General features: G+C 30.9%; 17 protein-coding genes and 1 pseudogene. 2 read left to right on the forward strand and 16 right to left on the reverse strand.

From position 1 onward, the window contains the following. Nucleotides 1–260 precede the first annotated feature (260 nt). The 14 genes from CUEA01_RS09030 to CUEA01_RS09095 form a co-directional block, all read right to left on the reverse strand. Nucleotides 261–1490: a sensor histidine kinase gene (locus tag CUEA01_RS09030; protein ID WP_234121316.1), complete on the reverse strand. Its 1230-nt coding sequence runs from the start codon at nucleotides 1488–1490 to the stop codon at nucleotides 261–263. Nucleotides 1491–1520: 30 nt separating this feature from the next. Further along, nucleotides 1521–2192, reverse strand: coding sequence for a response regulator transcription factor (locus tag CUEA01_RS09035; protein ID WP_234121317.1), 672 nt, complete (start codon nucleotides 2190–2192; stop codon nucleotides 1521–1523). 23 nt (nucleotides 2193–2215) lie between these two features. Continuing rightward, complete coding sequence (locus tag CUEA01_RS09040; RefSeq protein WP_234121318.1) at nucleotides 2216–2860, reverse strand: GTP pyrophosphokinase; 645 nt, start codon at nucleotides 2858–2860, stop codon at nucleotides 2216–2218. A gap of 536 nt (nucleotides 2861–3396) precedes the next feature. Then, nucleotides 3397–4113 carry an SWIM zinc finger family protein gene (locus CUEA01_RS09045; protein WP_234121319.1) on the reverse strand — a complete coding sequence of 239 codons (717 nt, stop codon included), beginning with the start codon at nucleotides 4111–4113 and terminating at the stop codon, nucleotides 3397–3399. Beyond that, nucleotides 4114–6762: a DEAD/DEAH box helicase gene (locus CUEA01_RS09050; RefSeq protein WP_234122154.1), complete on the reverse strand. Its 2649-nt coding sequence runs from the start codon at nucleotides 6760–6762 to the stop codon at nucleotides 4114–4116. Nucleotides 6763–7214: 452 nt separating this feature from the next. Then, on the reverse strand, nucleotides 7215–7475 hold the full coding sequence (locus CUEA01_RS09055) for an NUDIX hydrolase (protein WP_234121320.1): 261 nt from the start codon (nucleotides 7473–7475) through the stop codon (nucleotides 7215–7217). Nucleotides 7476–7504: 29 nt separating this feature from the next. Beyond that, the gene (locus tag CUEA01_RS09060; protein ID WP_234121321.1) at nucleotides 7505–7819 is read right to left on the reverse strand and encodes a type II toxin-antitoxin system RelE/ParE family toxin; all 315 of its coding nucleotides are present in this window, start codon (nucleotides 7817–7819) and stop codon (nucleotides 7505–7507) included. 1 nt (nucleotide 7820) lies between these two features. Continuing rightward, nucleotides 7821–8078 (reverse strand): type II toxin-antitoxin system Phd/YefM family antitoxin, encoded by a 258-nt coding sequence (locus CUEA01_RS09065; RefSeq protein ID WP_234121322.1) that lies wholly within the window; start codon nucleotides 8076–8078, stop codon nucleotides 7821–7823. Nucleotides 8079–8621: 543 nt separating this feature from the next. Further along, nucleotides 8622–9128 (reverse strand): GNAT family N-acetyltransferase, encoded by a 507-nt coding sequence (locus CUEA01_RS09070; RefSeq protein WP_234121323.1) that lies wholly within the window; start codon nucleotides 9126–9128, stop codon nucleotides 8622–8624. A gap of 25 nt (nucleotides 9129–9153) precedes the next feature. Beyond that, nucleotides 9154–9699 (reverse strand): GNAT family N-acetyltransferase, encoded by a 546-nt coding sequence (locus CUEA01_RS09075; RefSeq protein WP_329603989.1) that lies wholly within the window; start codon nucleotides 9697–9699, stop codon nucleotides 9154–9156. Nucleotides 9700–9703: 4 nt separating this feature from the next. Continuing rightward, the gene (locus tag CUEA01_RS09080; RefSeq protein ID WP_234121325.1) at nucleotides 9704–9949 is read right to left on the reverse strand and encodes a hypothetical protein; all 246 of its coding nucleotides are present in this window, start codon (nucleotides 9947–9949) and stop codon (nucleotides 9704–9706) included. Nucleotides 9950–9957: 8 nt separating this feature from the next. Next, nucleotides 9958–10449 (reverse strand): hypothetical protein, encoded by a 492-nt coding sequence (locus CUEA01_RS09085; protein ID WP_234121326.1) that lies wholly within the window; start codon nucleotides 10447–10449, stop codon nucleotides 9958–9960. Nucleotides 10450–10548: 99 nt separating this feature from the next. Then, nucleotides 10549–11154, reverse strand: coding sequence for an HRDC domain-containing protein (locus CUEA01_RS09090; RefSeq protein ID WP_234121327.1), 606 nt, complete (start codon nucleotides 11152–11154; stop codon nucleotides 10549–10551). A gap of 272 nt (nucleotides 11155–11426) precedes the next feature. Continuing rightward, nucleotides 11427–12125 carry a thioesterase II family protein gene (locus CUEA01_RS09095; protein ID WP_234121328.1) on the reverse strand — a complete coding sequence of 233 codons (699 nt, stop codon included), beginning with the start codon at nucleotides 12123–12125 and terminating at the stop codon, nucleotides 11427–11429. A 259-nt stretch (nucleotides 12126–12384) separates the two neighbouring features. Between CUEA01_RS09095 and CUEA01_RS09100 the strand changes: the two genes are divergently transcribed. Next, a complete protein-coding gene (locus CUEA01_RS09100) occupies nucleotides 12385–13206 on the forward strand; it encodes a class I SAM-dependent methyltransferase (protein ID WP_234121329.1) in 822 nt (273 codons plus the stop codon). A 24-nt stretch (nucleotides 13207–13230) separates the two neighbouring features. Next, nucleotides 13231–13578, forward strand: coding sequence for a TIGR04076 family protein (locus CUEA01_RS09105; protein WP_234121330.1), 348 nt, complete (start codon nucleotides 13231–13233; stop codon nucleotides 13576–13578). Nucleotides 13579–13668: 90 nt separating this feature from the next. Here CUEA01_RS09105 and CUEA01_RS09110 read toward each other — a convergent pair whose 3' ends face one another. Then, a complete protein-coding gene (locus CUEA01_RS09110; RefSeq protein ID WP_234121331.1) occupies nucleotides 13669–13926 on the reverse strand; it encodes a hypothetical protein in 258 nt (85 codons plus the stop codon). 207 nt (nucleotides 13927–14133) lie between these two features. Then, a pseudogene (locus CUEA01_RS09115) lies at nucleotides 14134–14562 on the reverse strand (ATP-binding cassette domain-containing protein); the annotation flags it as partial. Nucleotides 14563–14571 lie beyond the last annotated feature (9 nt).

Raw genomic sequence — 14571 nt, forward strand, 5'->3', positions numbered from 1 at the left:
TTGAATAAGTCAATAGCTTTTTAAAAAAAATAAACTATGTTTTAAATAAGCGTGAAAATCAACACTTATTTAAAACATAGCCTATAAAAAAAGACCTGCTACATTTCTATAGATATTCAATCTTAAACTTAATGCTTACGCATGGGTTAAAGCATAGTGTTCAGCAAAGCTGACAAAATATATAAGTTCTATGATTTACCTGACGCACGGAAGGCAAATCCTCCTTCTTTGTACTTTGTACTTTGTAATCTGATTTAAAATTATATTAGAACAGTAAAACAGATAGATTTTCCATCCTCACTTTTTACTGAAATTTTTCCATGGTGTGTTTCTACAATGGATTTTGCAATTGAAAGCCCAATTCCATATCCACCAGTTTCTCTTGACCTTGAAGAATCAGTTCTATAAAATCTGTCAAATAACTTATCTAAATTTTCTTTATCAATATCATCTGTTGTATTATATACCTCTATCTTTATTCCTTTTTTCACTTGAGATAATGAAATTTTAATAATTCCTCCATCATTAGAATATTTCATAGCATTATCAACAAGAGTAGAAACAAGCTGATGTATACTGCCTTCATCCCCATGATATTTAAGCCCTGGCTGAATATCTATTGTAAGCTTTTTGTTTTCTTTCTCTGCAATTATTTCAAAGGGAAATGCTGCTTCCAAAACTACACCGCTTAAATCAAACTCAGAAAACACCATTTTTAAATTATCCTCATTCATTTTAGAAAGCATTAAAAGATTTTTTACAAGCTTGTCAAGACGATTTGTTTGATTTCTAATACTTGTTATCCATTCATTTTTACCAGAGGTCATTTCAAGCACATCTGCATTTGCAGAAATAATTGCAAGTGGTGTTTTAATTTCATGTCCCGCATCTGTAATAAACTGCTTTTGCTTCTCAACACTTTCAATAATAGGATTGATTACCTTTTTAGAAAATACAGCCACAAAAATAAATACAAGTATCAAAGTTAAAAGTGCAACTACACAAGAACTCAATAAAAATACTGTAACTTCTTGAAGCTGAATTCTATAATCTACAAATATAATCATATACCCATAAGGTTCACTCACTACAGAATATTTATAGATATCTTGATGTCCACTTCTTTTATTGCTAGCTAGTACCTTATTTGCATATCCTTCTGCATCCTGCGGGGTAACAGCAGCAACATGCTTTGTATCAGTTTCTTTAACAGTATTATCTTTATTAACCTTAACTACAAAGTATCGTGTTTGAAACTGTGTTTCTGGATTCATTTCAAAACCAAATTTTTGCTCGCTGACAATTTCTGTTGCTTTCTTATACTTTGGAAACTCTCCTTGATTTTCTGAAAGAATCTCAATGGCTCCATTTATTTTGCGATCCATCTCATAATAATTGACTATATTAATCGAACCAAGGAGAACAAATACAACCAAACCTAGTGAACCCATTGTAATCATAATAAATCTTCTCTGCAATTTTTTAAACATTTTCTCTCACACTCCTTGTTCAATTAAATTTTATTCTGCTTCTAATGTATATCCAGCACCTCTAACTGCTTTAATTTTTACATTGGCATCCAAAGATTCTAACTTTTTACGCAAATAAGATATGTACACCCATACAACATTTGTTTCTGCTTCAGAATCATATCCCCAAATTCTCTCCATAAACTGCTCTGCAGAAATCAGACGTTTTGGATTATTCATTAACATCTCAAGCATTTGAAATTCCTTGTTACCCAGTCTTAGTGAGGATTTTTCGTTTGATAATTCATAGTTTTCTTTGTTAAGACTAATATTACCAACTTCAATTAGATTTGGTGTAAACTCAGATTTTCGTCTAGTCATAGCTCGAAGCCTTGCAAGTAGTTCTCCCATAGCAAAAGGTTTGCTTAAATAATCATCTGCCCCCTTATCAAGTCCAATAATTCTATCTTCAATTTCAGCTTTTGCAGTAAGCATTAAAACCGGTACATAAATTCCTTTTTCTCTTAAATTTTGTAACACATCAAGTCCACTCATCTTAGGCATCATAATATCTAAAATAAGAGCGTCGTAATTTTCTGAAAGTGAATAATCAAGTGCAGCAGCCCCATCATAAACAGCATCTACTGAATAATTATTGTGCTTTAAAATAGCTACTAAGGCATTGGATAATTCTTTTTCGTCTTCAGCAAGTAAAATTCTCATCCTTAATTCCCTCATCTCTATATTTATATTTGTTTTATCATATCTCGAATAGTCTGAAAGTTCAAATCGGTTGAAGCAATTTCATCAGAACACCTTTTTAATTCTCCAGCAATCATTTTCTCGCTTTCAATGTTTTTCTTATATTTCAACTGGTGTTCTAGACTTGCCCAACAATCCATTGCAATAGTACGTATTTGTAGTTCACAGTATACCATTTCCACTCTATTTTCTAAATGTATTGGAACCTGCAAAATCATATGATAGCTTCTATATCCATTAGGCTTTGGATTTTTAATATAATCTTTTTCGTTAATAATCTTAATATCTTTCTGATTTCTTAGCATATTTGCAATCCAATAGATATCATCCAAAAATGTGCAAATAACCCTTATTCCTGCTGCATCGTGTATTTCTCTTAAAGCACTCTCTGCAGTAATAGGGAGCTTTTTTCTTTTCAATTTTTCTTTCATGCTTTTAGCTGACTTAATTCTTGCTTTACAATGTTCTATAGGATCTTCCTGTTGCTCAATTGATTTGTATTTTCTAATAATATCTAATCTTGAAATTACTTCAATAATTGCGCCTTCTAATAATACATAGGATTCCTTATAAAATTCCTGTTCTGGTGACAAGGTATCACATTTTATGTCATATTTAAATTGCTGCATATTGTATCCTCCATGTTTTGTAATTTTATATTTTTTATTATAAACCCTTAACCTTAAACAAACCTTAAAATAATATATAAAAAGGGACTGCCGCACTAAAATTATTTAATACGTAACTTAAAATTATTGGGAACAAAATCAAGTGAAGGATTTTAATTTCGCCCTGCTCATTAAAAGACTAACTTTTTCACTTACGTGAAAAGTGAAGGGTTTAACGATGCTATACACGTTAAAGGTGAACTTTTCGGCTAAAGCCGAAAGTTAAGGTTATTTTTCCTCCGCCTTGCTACGGAAAAATTATAAATTTAAATTAAAGATTTTCCATAGCAAAGCGGAGGAAAATCAACATTTACTTTTTACCGAAGGCAAAACCCTTCACCTTTGACAAGCATAGCTATGTCAAACCCTTCACTTTTCACATAGTGAAAAAGTTAACCTTTTAACGTGCAAAGCATCGTTAAAAACTTTCACTTGAGTTGCTTCACAATATTTAAAATTTGTATATAAAATAACTTTGTTCAACAGCCACTTTTACCTTACACTCCAAACAAATCAAATACATCCTCATCATCAATAATACGCTTACTCTTATTATCTGCATTTTTGAGCATATTTTGCATTTTTTCTTCCATAGATTTTTTAAGAAGTTCCTCAAAATCAATATTTCTTAATTTAAAAAACAAAACCGGATCTGCATCTAATCTTGCTCCAATTCCATATAATACTGCTGCTACATGTTTACACATGATTGCGGAATCTGGACAGCTGCAGCTAAAATGAATTTCCTTTGGTGAAGGGAACATTCCATTCTTAGAGCCACTAAAAGCTTCCTCAAACTCTTTAGGAAATTTTCCTTTAAGCAAGGTTTCCATAGTATCAATTTTATGATTGCAAAGTTCCGTCATCTTCTGCCATTTAAGTTTGTCTAATTTATCGATATTAATTACAACCTTGTAAGGTTTTGAACCGCTGCCTTGAACCAAAGCCTCAGCCTCTCCCTCTTTAAGCTTTAAATCTAACACAGCACCATTTCTTACATAGGATCTGCCTCTGCCTATTCTATTGCTGAAATCCGCATAACTTTCTAAGTTTTTATTCCAGGCTTTACCCCACCACTTACTTGCAATACTTTTTCCTTCGATTATAACTGGTGAAATATCTGGATTTGTGCTTCTCAGCTTTTCTAATGTTTTTTTTGCCTTTTCTCTTTTTTCAGCAACTGGAACATATTCAAAAAATCCATAGTACCCCATTTATTTTTCACCACCTAGTCTAAATAATTCCATAAGTTCTTTATTATCTAGCTCTGTAATCCAATTTTCGCCCGATGAACCTATTATATCGCCAGCTAATTTTTGTTTTTCTTCTATCATTAAATCTATTTTTTCTTCAATGGTTCCTGTTGTAACAAATTTATGTACCATTACATTTTTTGTCTGACCTATACGAAAAGCTCTATCCGTTGCCTGATTTTCCACTGCTGGATTCCACCATCTATCAAAATGAATGACATGGTTTGCCGCTGTAAGGTTTAAACCAACGCCACCTGCTTTAAGTGAAAGCACCATAAAAGGAATATACTCCTCACCGTTAAAAGCTTCAACCATTTCGCCCCTCTTTTTAACAGAAGTCCCTCCGTGAAGCACTAAGCCCTCCCTTTTAAAAACTTTTTCAAGAAAAGCTGCTATAGGTTCAGTCATTTCTTTAAATTGCGTAAATACAAGAACCCTCTCTCTTTTTTCATATATATTTTCACAGATATCCTTAAGCTGCTCAAATTTACCACTATAATCAGGTTTATATTCGTTAAGTCCCAAATACTCATCGGGATGATTGCATATCTGCTTAAATTTAATTATGCTTCCGAGTACAAGACCTTTTCTCTCTATGCCTTCTGATGCATTTAGTTTAGCTTCAATATCTTTTACAAGCTTATTATAAAGAACAATTTGTTTCTTACTTAAAGCTGCATATTCTTTAATTTCAATTTTTTCTGGAAGATCAGATATGACATTTTTATCTGTCTTTAACCTTCTAAGTATAAAAGGACTTACAATATTTCTAAGCTTTGCATAATCGCTGCTATTTGTTCCCATTTTCTTTGTAAAATCAGTAAATTCTTTAGCACTTCCAAGTAACCCTGGATCTATGAAATCAAATAGCGACCAAAGATCTGAAAGTTTATTTTCAATAGGAGTACCTGTCATAGCTAGCCTAGTTTTTGCTTTAATCATTTTAATTGTTTTAGTTTGCTTTGTTCCTGGATTTTTAATTGCCTGTGCTTCATCTAAAATAAGTATATCCCAAAAAGTATTCTTTAATTCTTCTAGGCGTGAAGCCATACCATAGGTAGTAATATATAAAAATGAATTTTCTTTTTCTAAATCTGAAGCCGCTTCTTTTCCGTGAAGCACAGTTACAGACATTTCAGGTGCAAATTTTTCTATTTCCTTCTGCCAGTTTCCAATGAGAGAGGCTGGAATTACAAGCAGTACTTTTCCTCCTTTTTGAACTCTTACATTTTCAAGAAAAGCAATAATCTGTACAGTTTTACCAAGTCCCATATCATCTGCAAGGCAGGCTCCAAAGCCAATTCTCTGCATATAGGAAAGCCATGAAAAACCAGTCTTTTGATATGTTCTTAAATCAGCCTTAAAACTTTTTACCGGCTTACTTTCTTTAATAATTTCTGGATTAACTAAGCTTTCTCTTAACTTTTTAAGCCAAGTTCCATTTGACACCTCTAAATCAACCTCAGCTTCATTGATACCAAGTCTTTCACCTGCATTTAACTCAAGCCTCATGGCTTCTGCTATAGTTAAGCCTTCTTTTTTAGATAAAGCTTCAGCTTTTGCATATGCCTCCAAAACTTCAGATAACTTGTTCTTATCAATTTCCACCCATTTTCCTTTAATTAAAGCTAATCCCTCAGACTCTGAAAGCAGCTTTTTAAGTTCCTCTTTAGAAATTTTCTCTTCTCCCAAAAATATTTCCGGGTCAAAGGACAATAATTCATTCATTCCAACCTTTGAAGGCTCTTTTTCTCCAATAGAAACTGATATTCTTAAAGAATTGCTCTTTTTCTTCCACCAGTTTGGAATTCTACACATTATACCTGCTCTTTCATAGATAGGTATTTCCTTCAAAATTACATAAGCTTCTTTTTTTGAAAATTTTAATGGTGAAAATAATTCTCCACTCTCCATAAGCTCTGATATAAAATCACTTTCATCTGCTGCTTTACTTATAGTGGACATTAATTGAAGCAGCTTTTCCTTGTCATCTTTATATTCTAAAAGAGCATTTTTTAAAGGCATATGCTTAGCTTTATGTGCTCCTTTTTCACTATTTTCAGTTGAATATGTGGCTAGAAATGCAAAGGGATAATCTTCGTCCTTATTTTCGACAAGATGGAAAAATACTCTTCCACAAACATTGATATTAGTGTTTCTCTCCAGAAAAAAATCCTTTACCGTTCCCTTATATTCCTCTATTTCTTTTCTATATACTTCAGCAATTTTTTCAAAGGTAAAAGAAATCCATTCATCATTTATAAATTCCATTCCTATAGAAAACGGAATTCTATTTTTAATTTCGTAAAGCTCCTCATAATCTAAAGCTAAATCCGCTGCTTCTCTGGTAATTTCTATATCTGACTGCCTTGAAATTTTCATTATTAATTTGCTAGCTAGAAAGTTTAAAAAGCCTATTGAATGTGACATCCAGTCATCACTATTAGTAAAGCCGAGCTCCCACAGTGCCTTATATTTATCTTTCAAAAATTTTTCATGCCATACCTCTTGATTTTCTTCGGACAAATTTTTCTTATTAGCCGTTTCGTAATCTACTGTAAAGCCATTTTTAGTGAAAATAACTATTAGTTCTTTCTTTTCTTTAAGCACCTTTTCCAAAAAAACTTCCTCCTAGTAAAATAACTATTTTTTATTAGTATAACCATTATATTTAAAAATATAGCATATAAATAGCTTTATTACCATGATATTCTTATACAAAAGCAGTAGACTTTAAGAGGAGACACCCAGTATTTGCCTAAGTATATACATTATCTTGAAATTAATGTTATACTTAGAGCATATATTAACTATAATTTATAGCACAATTGTAGAATTATGCGAAGTAATAGTATTTATTTAAATAGTAATTTGTAGAGGTGAATATTGTGAAAGTATTAGTAATGAATTGTAGTCCAGTGAGAAATGGAGCAACTGCTGAAATAGTAAATGTGGAACAAAGAAAAAATGGAATTATAGAATTTTGTAATAAAATATAGACAAATTTCAATTTATCTTTTAGTTAGTTCGCATTTTTCTAAAAAGAAGCAAGACAGTAGCTTTTAAAACATATTCGTTTTTATTCTATTATCAAGTTCAAAAAGAGCAACTTTATTGGTTTGCCAATGTAACAACTCATTTGCTTTCTCGTATGTAACCCAACTATATTCAGTATGTTCCGATGATAATTTTACAGACTTTGAAGCTACATTTACTGAAAAACAATATTCAGGTAAAACGAATGTATCTGCTGACCAATACTCCCTATGTTTTTCATCTACTATTTTGTATGGTATAACTAATACTTGCATAGGTGCTCTCAAAATAATTCCTCCCCTGCTAATAGCATAATTTATAATAAATTCATCCAATTACGTTTTCCATATAGTATTCTAATAATTGTGACTGTCTTGCTATTCTCTGTAACAATGTACAATACAATATAATTATCCACTATGATTTTTCGTATGCCCTTATAAGCTAATCTTTCATCAGCTACTAATACATTTCTTAAAGGCATATCTCCTAAAGAATTAATTACTTTAGCTATTTTTGAAATTACTTTTTTTGCTGTTTCCGGCTCTAAAAGTTCTCTAGATATATATGCACCTATTTCATATAAATCTTTTTCAGCTGGTTCAGTAATTTGAATATCATAAGCACTCATTTTATAGATCCTTTTCTATATCAGATAATGCATTTTTAAAAGGCCTAACCTTTTTCTTTTCAATTGCATCAAATCCCTCATCAAGCAATTTATACAATTCGAATTTGCCTACAAGCTTTTCATAGGTTTCAATGCTCATAACCGCTAAATCTCCCTGACCATTCTTTGTTATATAAACCGGCTCATCATATTTATGGCAGAAATCTGATATCTCAGTATATTTATTTCTTAAATCTGAACTTGGCCTTATCGCTGGCATAAATTACACCTCCTAATTAATATATCAATATTATATCACAATTTTGATATATTAATCGAGTTTTTTATTAAAGCTATATTTTAAATTTGGGTGGGCTGTCGCACAAAATTAGTTTATACACAAATTTAAAATATTGCGAAGCAAAAGGAGTGAAAGTTTTTAACGATGCTTTGCACGTTAAAAGGTTAACTTTTTCACTATGTGAAAAGTGAAGGGTTTGACATAGCTGCGCTTGTCAAAGGTGAAGGATTTTACCTTAGGTAAAAAGCAAATGTTGATTTTCCTCCGCTTTGCTATGGAAAATCTTTAATTTAAATTTATAATTTTTCCGTAGCAAGGCGGAGGAAAAATAACCTTAACTTTCGGCTTTAGCCGAAAAGTTCACCTTTAACGTGCGTAGCATCGTTAAACCCTTCACTTTTCACGCAAGTGAAAAAGTTAGTCTTTTAACGAGCACAGCAAAGTTAAAAACCTTCACTTGATTTACTTCGCAATAATTTTAAATTACGGATTAAATAATCTTAGTGCGACAGCCACTTAAATTTATCTAAAAGAAATTAAACTATCCCAAATAAGTTTTTCTGAATTGGATTCAGTACTACCAAAATAATCAATAAAATCTTTATAATGCTTTGCTCCAAGTTTCTCATATAAACCCTTCGCATTTGAATTTCCTTTTACAATGCAAATACTCATACATTTATAGCCCTCTTTATAAGCATAATTACCCACTGTGTTAAGTAATTTCGTACCAATGCCCTTTCCTCTTGAAGCTTCAGATACGTGTAAAGAATCTAAATATAAGCAATGCTTTATTTCATCATCTTCTTTGCAGGCAGAGAAACCAAGGAATTCTTTATCTTCGTATGCAACAAAAATCATATGTCTTTCTTTTCTAAAATATTCTTGCCATTTTTGTATTCCATCGCTAACTTTTAAACTATTCAAAAATTTATTTGGCAACATCCCTATATATGTTTTTTTCCAATTTTCAATATATAAACTAGCAATTAATTCTATGTCAGAATCATTTACCTTTCTAATTAGCATTTTTAAGCCTCCTTTTAAAATATTATCAATTATCTATATAATATATATTATACTCATCAATATAGTTATATCCTACTTTTTTAGCCAATAAATATGACGGATAATTTGCAGCATCCCAGTGAGGTGTTAAATTATGCTCAAGACAGTATAAAATGAATTTCGCTGCTACAAGGGTAGCAAGTCCTTTTTTTCTGAACTTAGGATTTGTTATTATAGAAATTTCAGCTGATTTTTTTGATAATAAACATGCGGTGCAAGCTGCTAAGATTTCCTTATCTTTTTCTACACAAAATCCAAAACTTTTACGTACAAAGTCTTCTGCTGAATCATAATTAAAAAAATGACATTTTTGTAAACTATCCTTACTCATTTTACTAGCAGTATCTAAATCAATTCTTTTTAGAAATTCACTAAATTTATTACTAGCTATAATTTCTTCAAGATACTTTTTACTTAGATTAGCGCTTGAAAAAATAAATCTTTTGCTTGATTTCAAATTTTCTTTATGAATTTTTTTAGCTAAAGCTACCCATTTTTCATCGGTTGGCTGAATTCCATAGTGAGGAGGTATTTTTTTACAATTTCCATTGAAACATCGCTATCTGCATCTCTGCAAAAATAATAAATGTTCCTTGAATAATTTCAATTATTGTAGGAGAACTAAGGTTATCTACAAAAATTTTTATATTATTGTATTCTTCATCCAGTATACTTTCTATGGTAATATCAAATCTTTTACATTCACTTAGTAATATATTTAATTTTTCTTTTAGATTCTTATTAACATTATTTAAAAGTAGCATAAAAAAATCATCCTCCATTGTGAATTTTAGAAAATAGCTATAATTCCACCAACTATCAAAGAAATCAAAACTGCAAATCCTGTTCCTTTCAAAAAACCAATCCAATGCTTCTTTGGATTTTCATATTCTTTAATCATATCCTCAGTTCCAGGATAGCGCACCTTTTTAGAATGACAGAAATAAATTGTATCTAAAACTAATGCATCATAAAAGTTTATAACCATAAAAAGTGCAAATGTATACAATGCTCCAGAAGCAAAGCTACGTGCTCCAGAAAACCATACAATTACTGATAAGATAATTATGAATATAATTGCAGCTGGAAGCTTCTTTTTCTTATAATTATTCTTCTTTTCTGGAATTTTACCTTCATATTGTGGCAGTGTGCGCATACGTGCTTGTACCTCATCTGGATAATCATAAAACCAGTCCAATGGCTTCTTGAAAAGATAAGTTAAATTAAATATAGTAAATACAACACAAAATAAGATGCATTCCATTATAAAAATAGTAATCATATTGACCCTCCTCCTCTCAATTTTACCACTCCAACTTCTAGGATAGTCACAGTTAGCTCTAATGAATTCTGAAACATTAAATTGCAACTTACCCAAAAGCTAATATTTTTTTATAATATTTAAGATATCATCGCCATACTTATTTGCCTTTACGTCACCAAACCCTGCAATCATTTTTAGTTCTTCTTTGTTTCTAGGCATCTTGGAAATCAAATCTTTTAATTGATTATTGTTGTAAATGTAATACGGTTTTATTTTTTCTTCATGACTCTTATCCAATCTATATGTTTTTAATTCTTTAAAAATTTCTGTTTCTTCTACTGGCAATTCCTCTACTATTGCAGATTTTACTTTTCCTACTTGCGCCTCAGTTTCTTCAGCTAGCTGCTGTGATGTTAATATATTGATTTTATACTTCTCATATTTTCCTGTATAATCTTTCTCAATATCATTATGTAAATCTAAGTAAGATTGAGCCCAAGCTAACATTTTCTCATCCGAGTCAACTGACAATTTAGAACTTTCGTACATTTCTTTTATATATTTAACCAATTGATCGGCACGGATAACTTTCGCTTTGACTTCTTTCTTTGCATACTTTGAATTAAGTAAGGGTTCTAATGTTTTAAGTTTTTCTAATTGTACTTCTGCATTGCTGCTTTCCTTAAGAAAAATCGGTTCTTTCATTCTATTAAATAATCCCATATTGTTGTCACCTCACACATAGTATAAAAAAATTATACCATATCTTCCATTGTGTTGAAGTATTAATTATTATTCGGTAAAAATTATTAGTGACATTTTCCTCTGTCAACATAAAGAACTTCACAAAACATATAGCTTAACGCAAAAATTCCCTCAAAACTAAATACGAGGGAATCTCTTCTTTTTACCACAAATTTTGCTTTCATTAAATTTAATTGTTCACAAATAAGTTTTTACTACTCTGAATTTTACAGAATAGCAATTCAATATTTTTAATTATATTCAGTTAACGTTTGGTTTATAATCTTAGTTATATTCTCAACATTATTATTTATAAAAAAATGATTTCCTTCAAATTCGTAAACTTTAAATCCTTTATCCGTATGATATTTCCATTCTAATATTTCTTCTAAAGTTATGTCATCTTTTTTCCCATTTAAAATAGAAATATCACATTGAATTTTGTCTTTTTTTTCTTTGTAAATATACTTTTCTAACATTTTAAAATCATTTCTAAGAATTGGAGTAAACAACTGAAGCAATTCTTCATTCTCCGCTACCTCTCGTGGTGTCCCACCTAACTTAATTACCTCTTTTATAAACTCCTCATCTGGTAGTAAATATATCTGTTTTTCTTTTCTTGGTAGGCTTGGTGGCTTATACCCTGAAAAAAATATATGTTTTGGTAATCTAAGATTTTCTTTATTTATCTTATAATATAACTCATAACCTAGCAGAGCTCCCATACTATGCCCATAAATAGCATACTCATTATGTAATATAATATCTTTTATATTTTCAAATATGTCCTCAACAGCATCTTCTAAGTTTCCATAAAAATCTTCATTGAACCTCTTTCCTCTCCCTTTAAGTTCTATCGGTTCTAGATATATTGAAGAATTTAAATGCATCTTCCATCTATAGTATATACTCCCCGATCCGCCTGCATATGGTAAACAAAATAATATCATTAAAATCTCCCCTCTACTTTCTTTAATTAAAGAAGCTCCATCTCAATTTTCATTCATATTATTAGGATTTTCTTATGTATATTAATCAATACTTTTCATAATATTCTACAGATTTTATAGTATCCCTTTTTTATTTACATAAAATTACTCCCATCATAAATTTTCTGAATATATGTATTATATTGAAATTAATGTTATAATTATATCATATATTAACTGTGATTTATTGTTAGAATATTTGATATTGGTGGGGATTTCTATGGAAAAAATAGATGAAGTGTTAGAGTTTTATAATGCTGGTGCTGAAAAAGGGAGATTAGAAAGAGGCCTTGGAAAAGTTGAGTTATATAGAACAAAAGAAATATTAAAGAAATATATTACTGGCGCTAATAATAAAATTTTTGATATTGGTGGCGGCATTGGGATTTATTCTTCTTGGCTTTCGGAAATGAATAACGAAGTGCATCTCTTAGAATTATCACCAGCTGCGGTTGAATATGCAATTAAAAATCAAAATAAAAATAATCCCTTCGTTGCAGAAGTTTGTGATGCAAGAAGTATCAATAGAGATGATGAAAGTGCAGATATTGTTTTGCTTATGGGGCCGTTGTATCATTTACAAAATATAGAGGATCGATTACAAGTTTTAAAAGAAGCAAAAAGAGTTTTAAAGAAAAACGGTCTTTTATTTTCAGTAGGAATATCAAAATTTAGTTCTACAACCTGGGCATTGTCAACCTATGGTAAGGATAATAATTTTTTAGATGATAATATATTTACTAATATGCTTGAAAATGAATTATCATCAGGTGTTCATATAAGACCAAAGGAATATCCATATTTTATTGCACAAGCATACTTTCATACTCCGCTAGGATTACAAAGAGAGCTTGAATCAGTAGGCTTTGAAACAATTCAAAAGCATGCAATAGAAGGAGTGATTTGGTTCACACCTCACTTAAGTGAAAAATGGGAAGATGAGAATAGCAGAGAAAGATTATTAAACATTGTAAGACGTACAGAAAATGAGGAAGAAATCATGGGAATGAGTCCTCATTTTATGATTGTATCAAGAAAATAAATTATAATTTGGAGGATTATTATTATGAAAAAATGGTATGATGAAGAGTACGAATGGGAAATCGAGGTAACAGGGTTTCTTCGAAGTGACCACACAGAGAGATATTGCAGAAACGGCGAGGAAATTGGGGACAAGTATACCTGCACTTATGGCTGTCCTGTAAATAAGGATGGACAAGGTATTTGCTCCAAAGTAATGATGATTATGTTCCCAATCATGGAGGCTGTCCGAAGTGGTGGAAATTTAGAGAATATCGGCGGCGATGGGAAATATACCAAGAATGTTGTATGCCCAGATGGCTGCGTTATGTTTAGGATGACGGCAAAGAAACTTGGAAATGAGAATTTTTATAAAGGAAAGTTTTTTGATTAGAGGTAATATCATCGGTTATCTCAATTATACTATCCTTTATTTAGTTGCTGGTGAACAATATTTGAAAATTATGAATTACAATCTATTAAATTATTTTCTTAATAATGCTTGTGCACTATCATAATCATTCTTATGCACATAGATATAATATGTTTTTGTGTAATCCATATTTACACCAAAGGTACCAGTTCTTGCTCGGTTTGATGAACCAAAATAACTTGAACTGGTACTATCGACTATTTTATATTTATATTTAATTTCATTTGAAGAAAGTGTATTCCTAACTTCAGTGAACTTTTGTAAAGAGTTTCCCACAAAAACTTCCTTCATATTCCAAATCATTATCATAAACTCTCCCCCTCGTAATAAACAATAATTTGTTATTGTCTATTCCTATTATAAATTAAATTTAAAGTAATTGACAATATATTTAAAAAATAAGGTAACTTGGAATTCTCTTTCATCTTCTTTACCAGATAGGATTATTTAAGAAAATGCTTTTATCTAGTTCAAAAATCACATGAGCTAAAACGCCTAACTCCCCATTGTTTTATTCTACGAAGCATTATTACTTTCCGTTGATTCCACGTAGTACTGTTTCTGCGCATTCCACAATTCATAGTATTTCCCATTTGCATCAGAAACCAAGGTCTCATGACTTCCTTTTTGAATCAATTGCCCTTCATTAAATACGGCAATTTCATCACAAAATCTGCAGGAGGATAAACGATGGCTTATATATATCGCCGTCTTATTTTTTACCATCTCATTAAATCTGGTGTAAATTTCATACTCTGCAACAGGGTCCAGAGCTGCTGTAGGCTCATCCAAAATAATAAATGGTGAATCTTTATATAAGGCTCTAGCAATTGCAAGCTTTTGTGCCTCTCCAGCGGAAACATTCTGCGCTAGTGGAAAGGCCCAAAGCTTAAAATCCTGAAATACTACAGAAAAAACGGACATATATTCTTCATAATCATATTTTCTATTGTG

The sequence above is a fragment of the Clostridium hydrogenum genome (assembly GCF_021432385.1).
Taxonomy (GTDB): domain Bacteria; phylum Bacillota; class Clostridia; order Clostridiales; family Clostridiaceae; genus Clostridium_S; species Clostridium_S hydrogenum.

Coding starts and splice junctions, on each gene's coding strand:
- CUEA01_RS09095 (WP_234121328.1), bottom strand. CDS start 12,125: ATGATATTATTTTGTTTACCATATGCAGGCGGATCGGGGAGTATATAC.
- CUEA01_RS09105 (WP_234121330.1), top strand. CDS start 13,231: ATGAAAAAATGGTATGATGAAGAGTACGAATGGGAAATCGAGGTAACA.
- CUEA01_RS09030 (WP_234121316.1), bottom strand. CDS start 1,490: ATGTTTAAAAAATTGCAGAGAAGATTTATTATGATTACAATGGGTTCA.
- CUEA01_RS09080 (WP_234121325.1), bottom strand. CDS start 9,949: ATGGAGGATGATTTTTTTATGCTACTTTTAAATAATGTTAATAAGAAT.
- CUEA01_RS09070 (WP_234121323.1), bottom strand. CDS start 9,128: ATGCTAATTAGAAAGGTAAATGATTCTGACATAGAATTAATTGCTAGT.
- CUEA01_RS09085 (WP_234121326.1), bottom strand. CDS start 10,449: ATGATTACTATTTTTATAATGGAATGCATCTTATTTTGTGTTGTATTT.
- CUEA01_RS09110 (WP_234121331.1), bottom strand. CDS start 13,926: ATGATAATGATTTGGAATATGAAGGAAGTTTTTGTGGGAAACTCTTTA.
- CUEA01_RS09045 (WP_234121319.1), bottom strand. CDS start 4,113: ATGGGGTACTATGGATTTTTTGAATATGTTCCAGTTGCTGAAAAAAGA.
- CUEA01_RS09060 (WP_234121321.1), bottom strand. CDS start 7,819: ATGAGTGCTTATGATATTCAAATTACTGAACCAGCTGAAAAAGATTTA.
- CUEA01_RS09035 (WP_234121317.1), bottom strand. CDS start 2,192: ATGAGAATTTTACTTGCTGAAGACGAAAAAGAATTATCCAATGCCTTA.
- CUEA01_RS09065 (WP_234121322.1), bottom strand. CDS start 8,078: ATGCCAGCGATAAGGCCAAGTTCAGATTTAAGAAATAAATATACTGAG.
- CUEA01_RS09100 (WP_234121329.1), top strand. CDS start 12,385: ATGGAAAAAATAGATGAAGTGTTAGAGTTTTATAATGCTGGTGCTGAA.
- CUEA01_RS09090 (WP_234121327.1), bottom strand. CDS start 11,154: ATGGGATTATTTAATAGAATGAAAGAACCGATTTTTCTTAAGGAAAGC.
- CUEA01_RS09040 (WP_234121318.1), bottom strand. CDS start 2,860: ATGCAGCAATTTAAATATGACATAAAATGTGATACCTTGTCACCAGAA.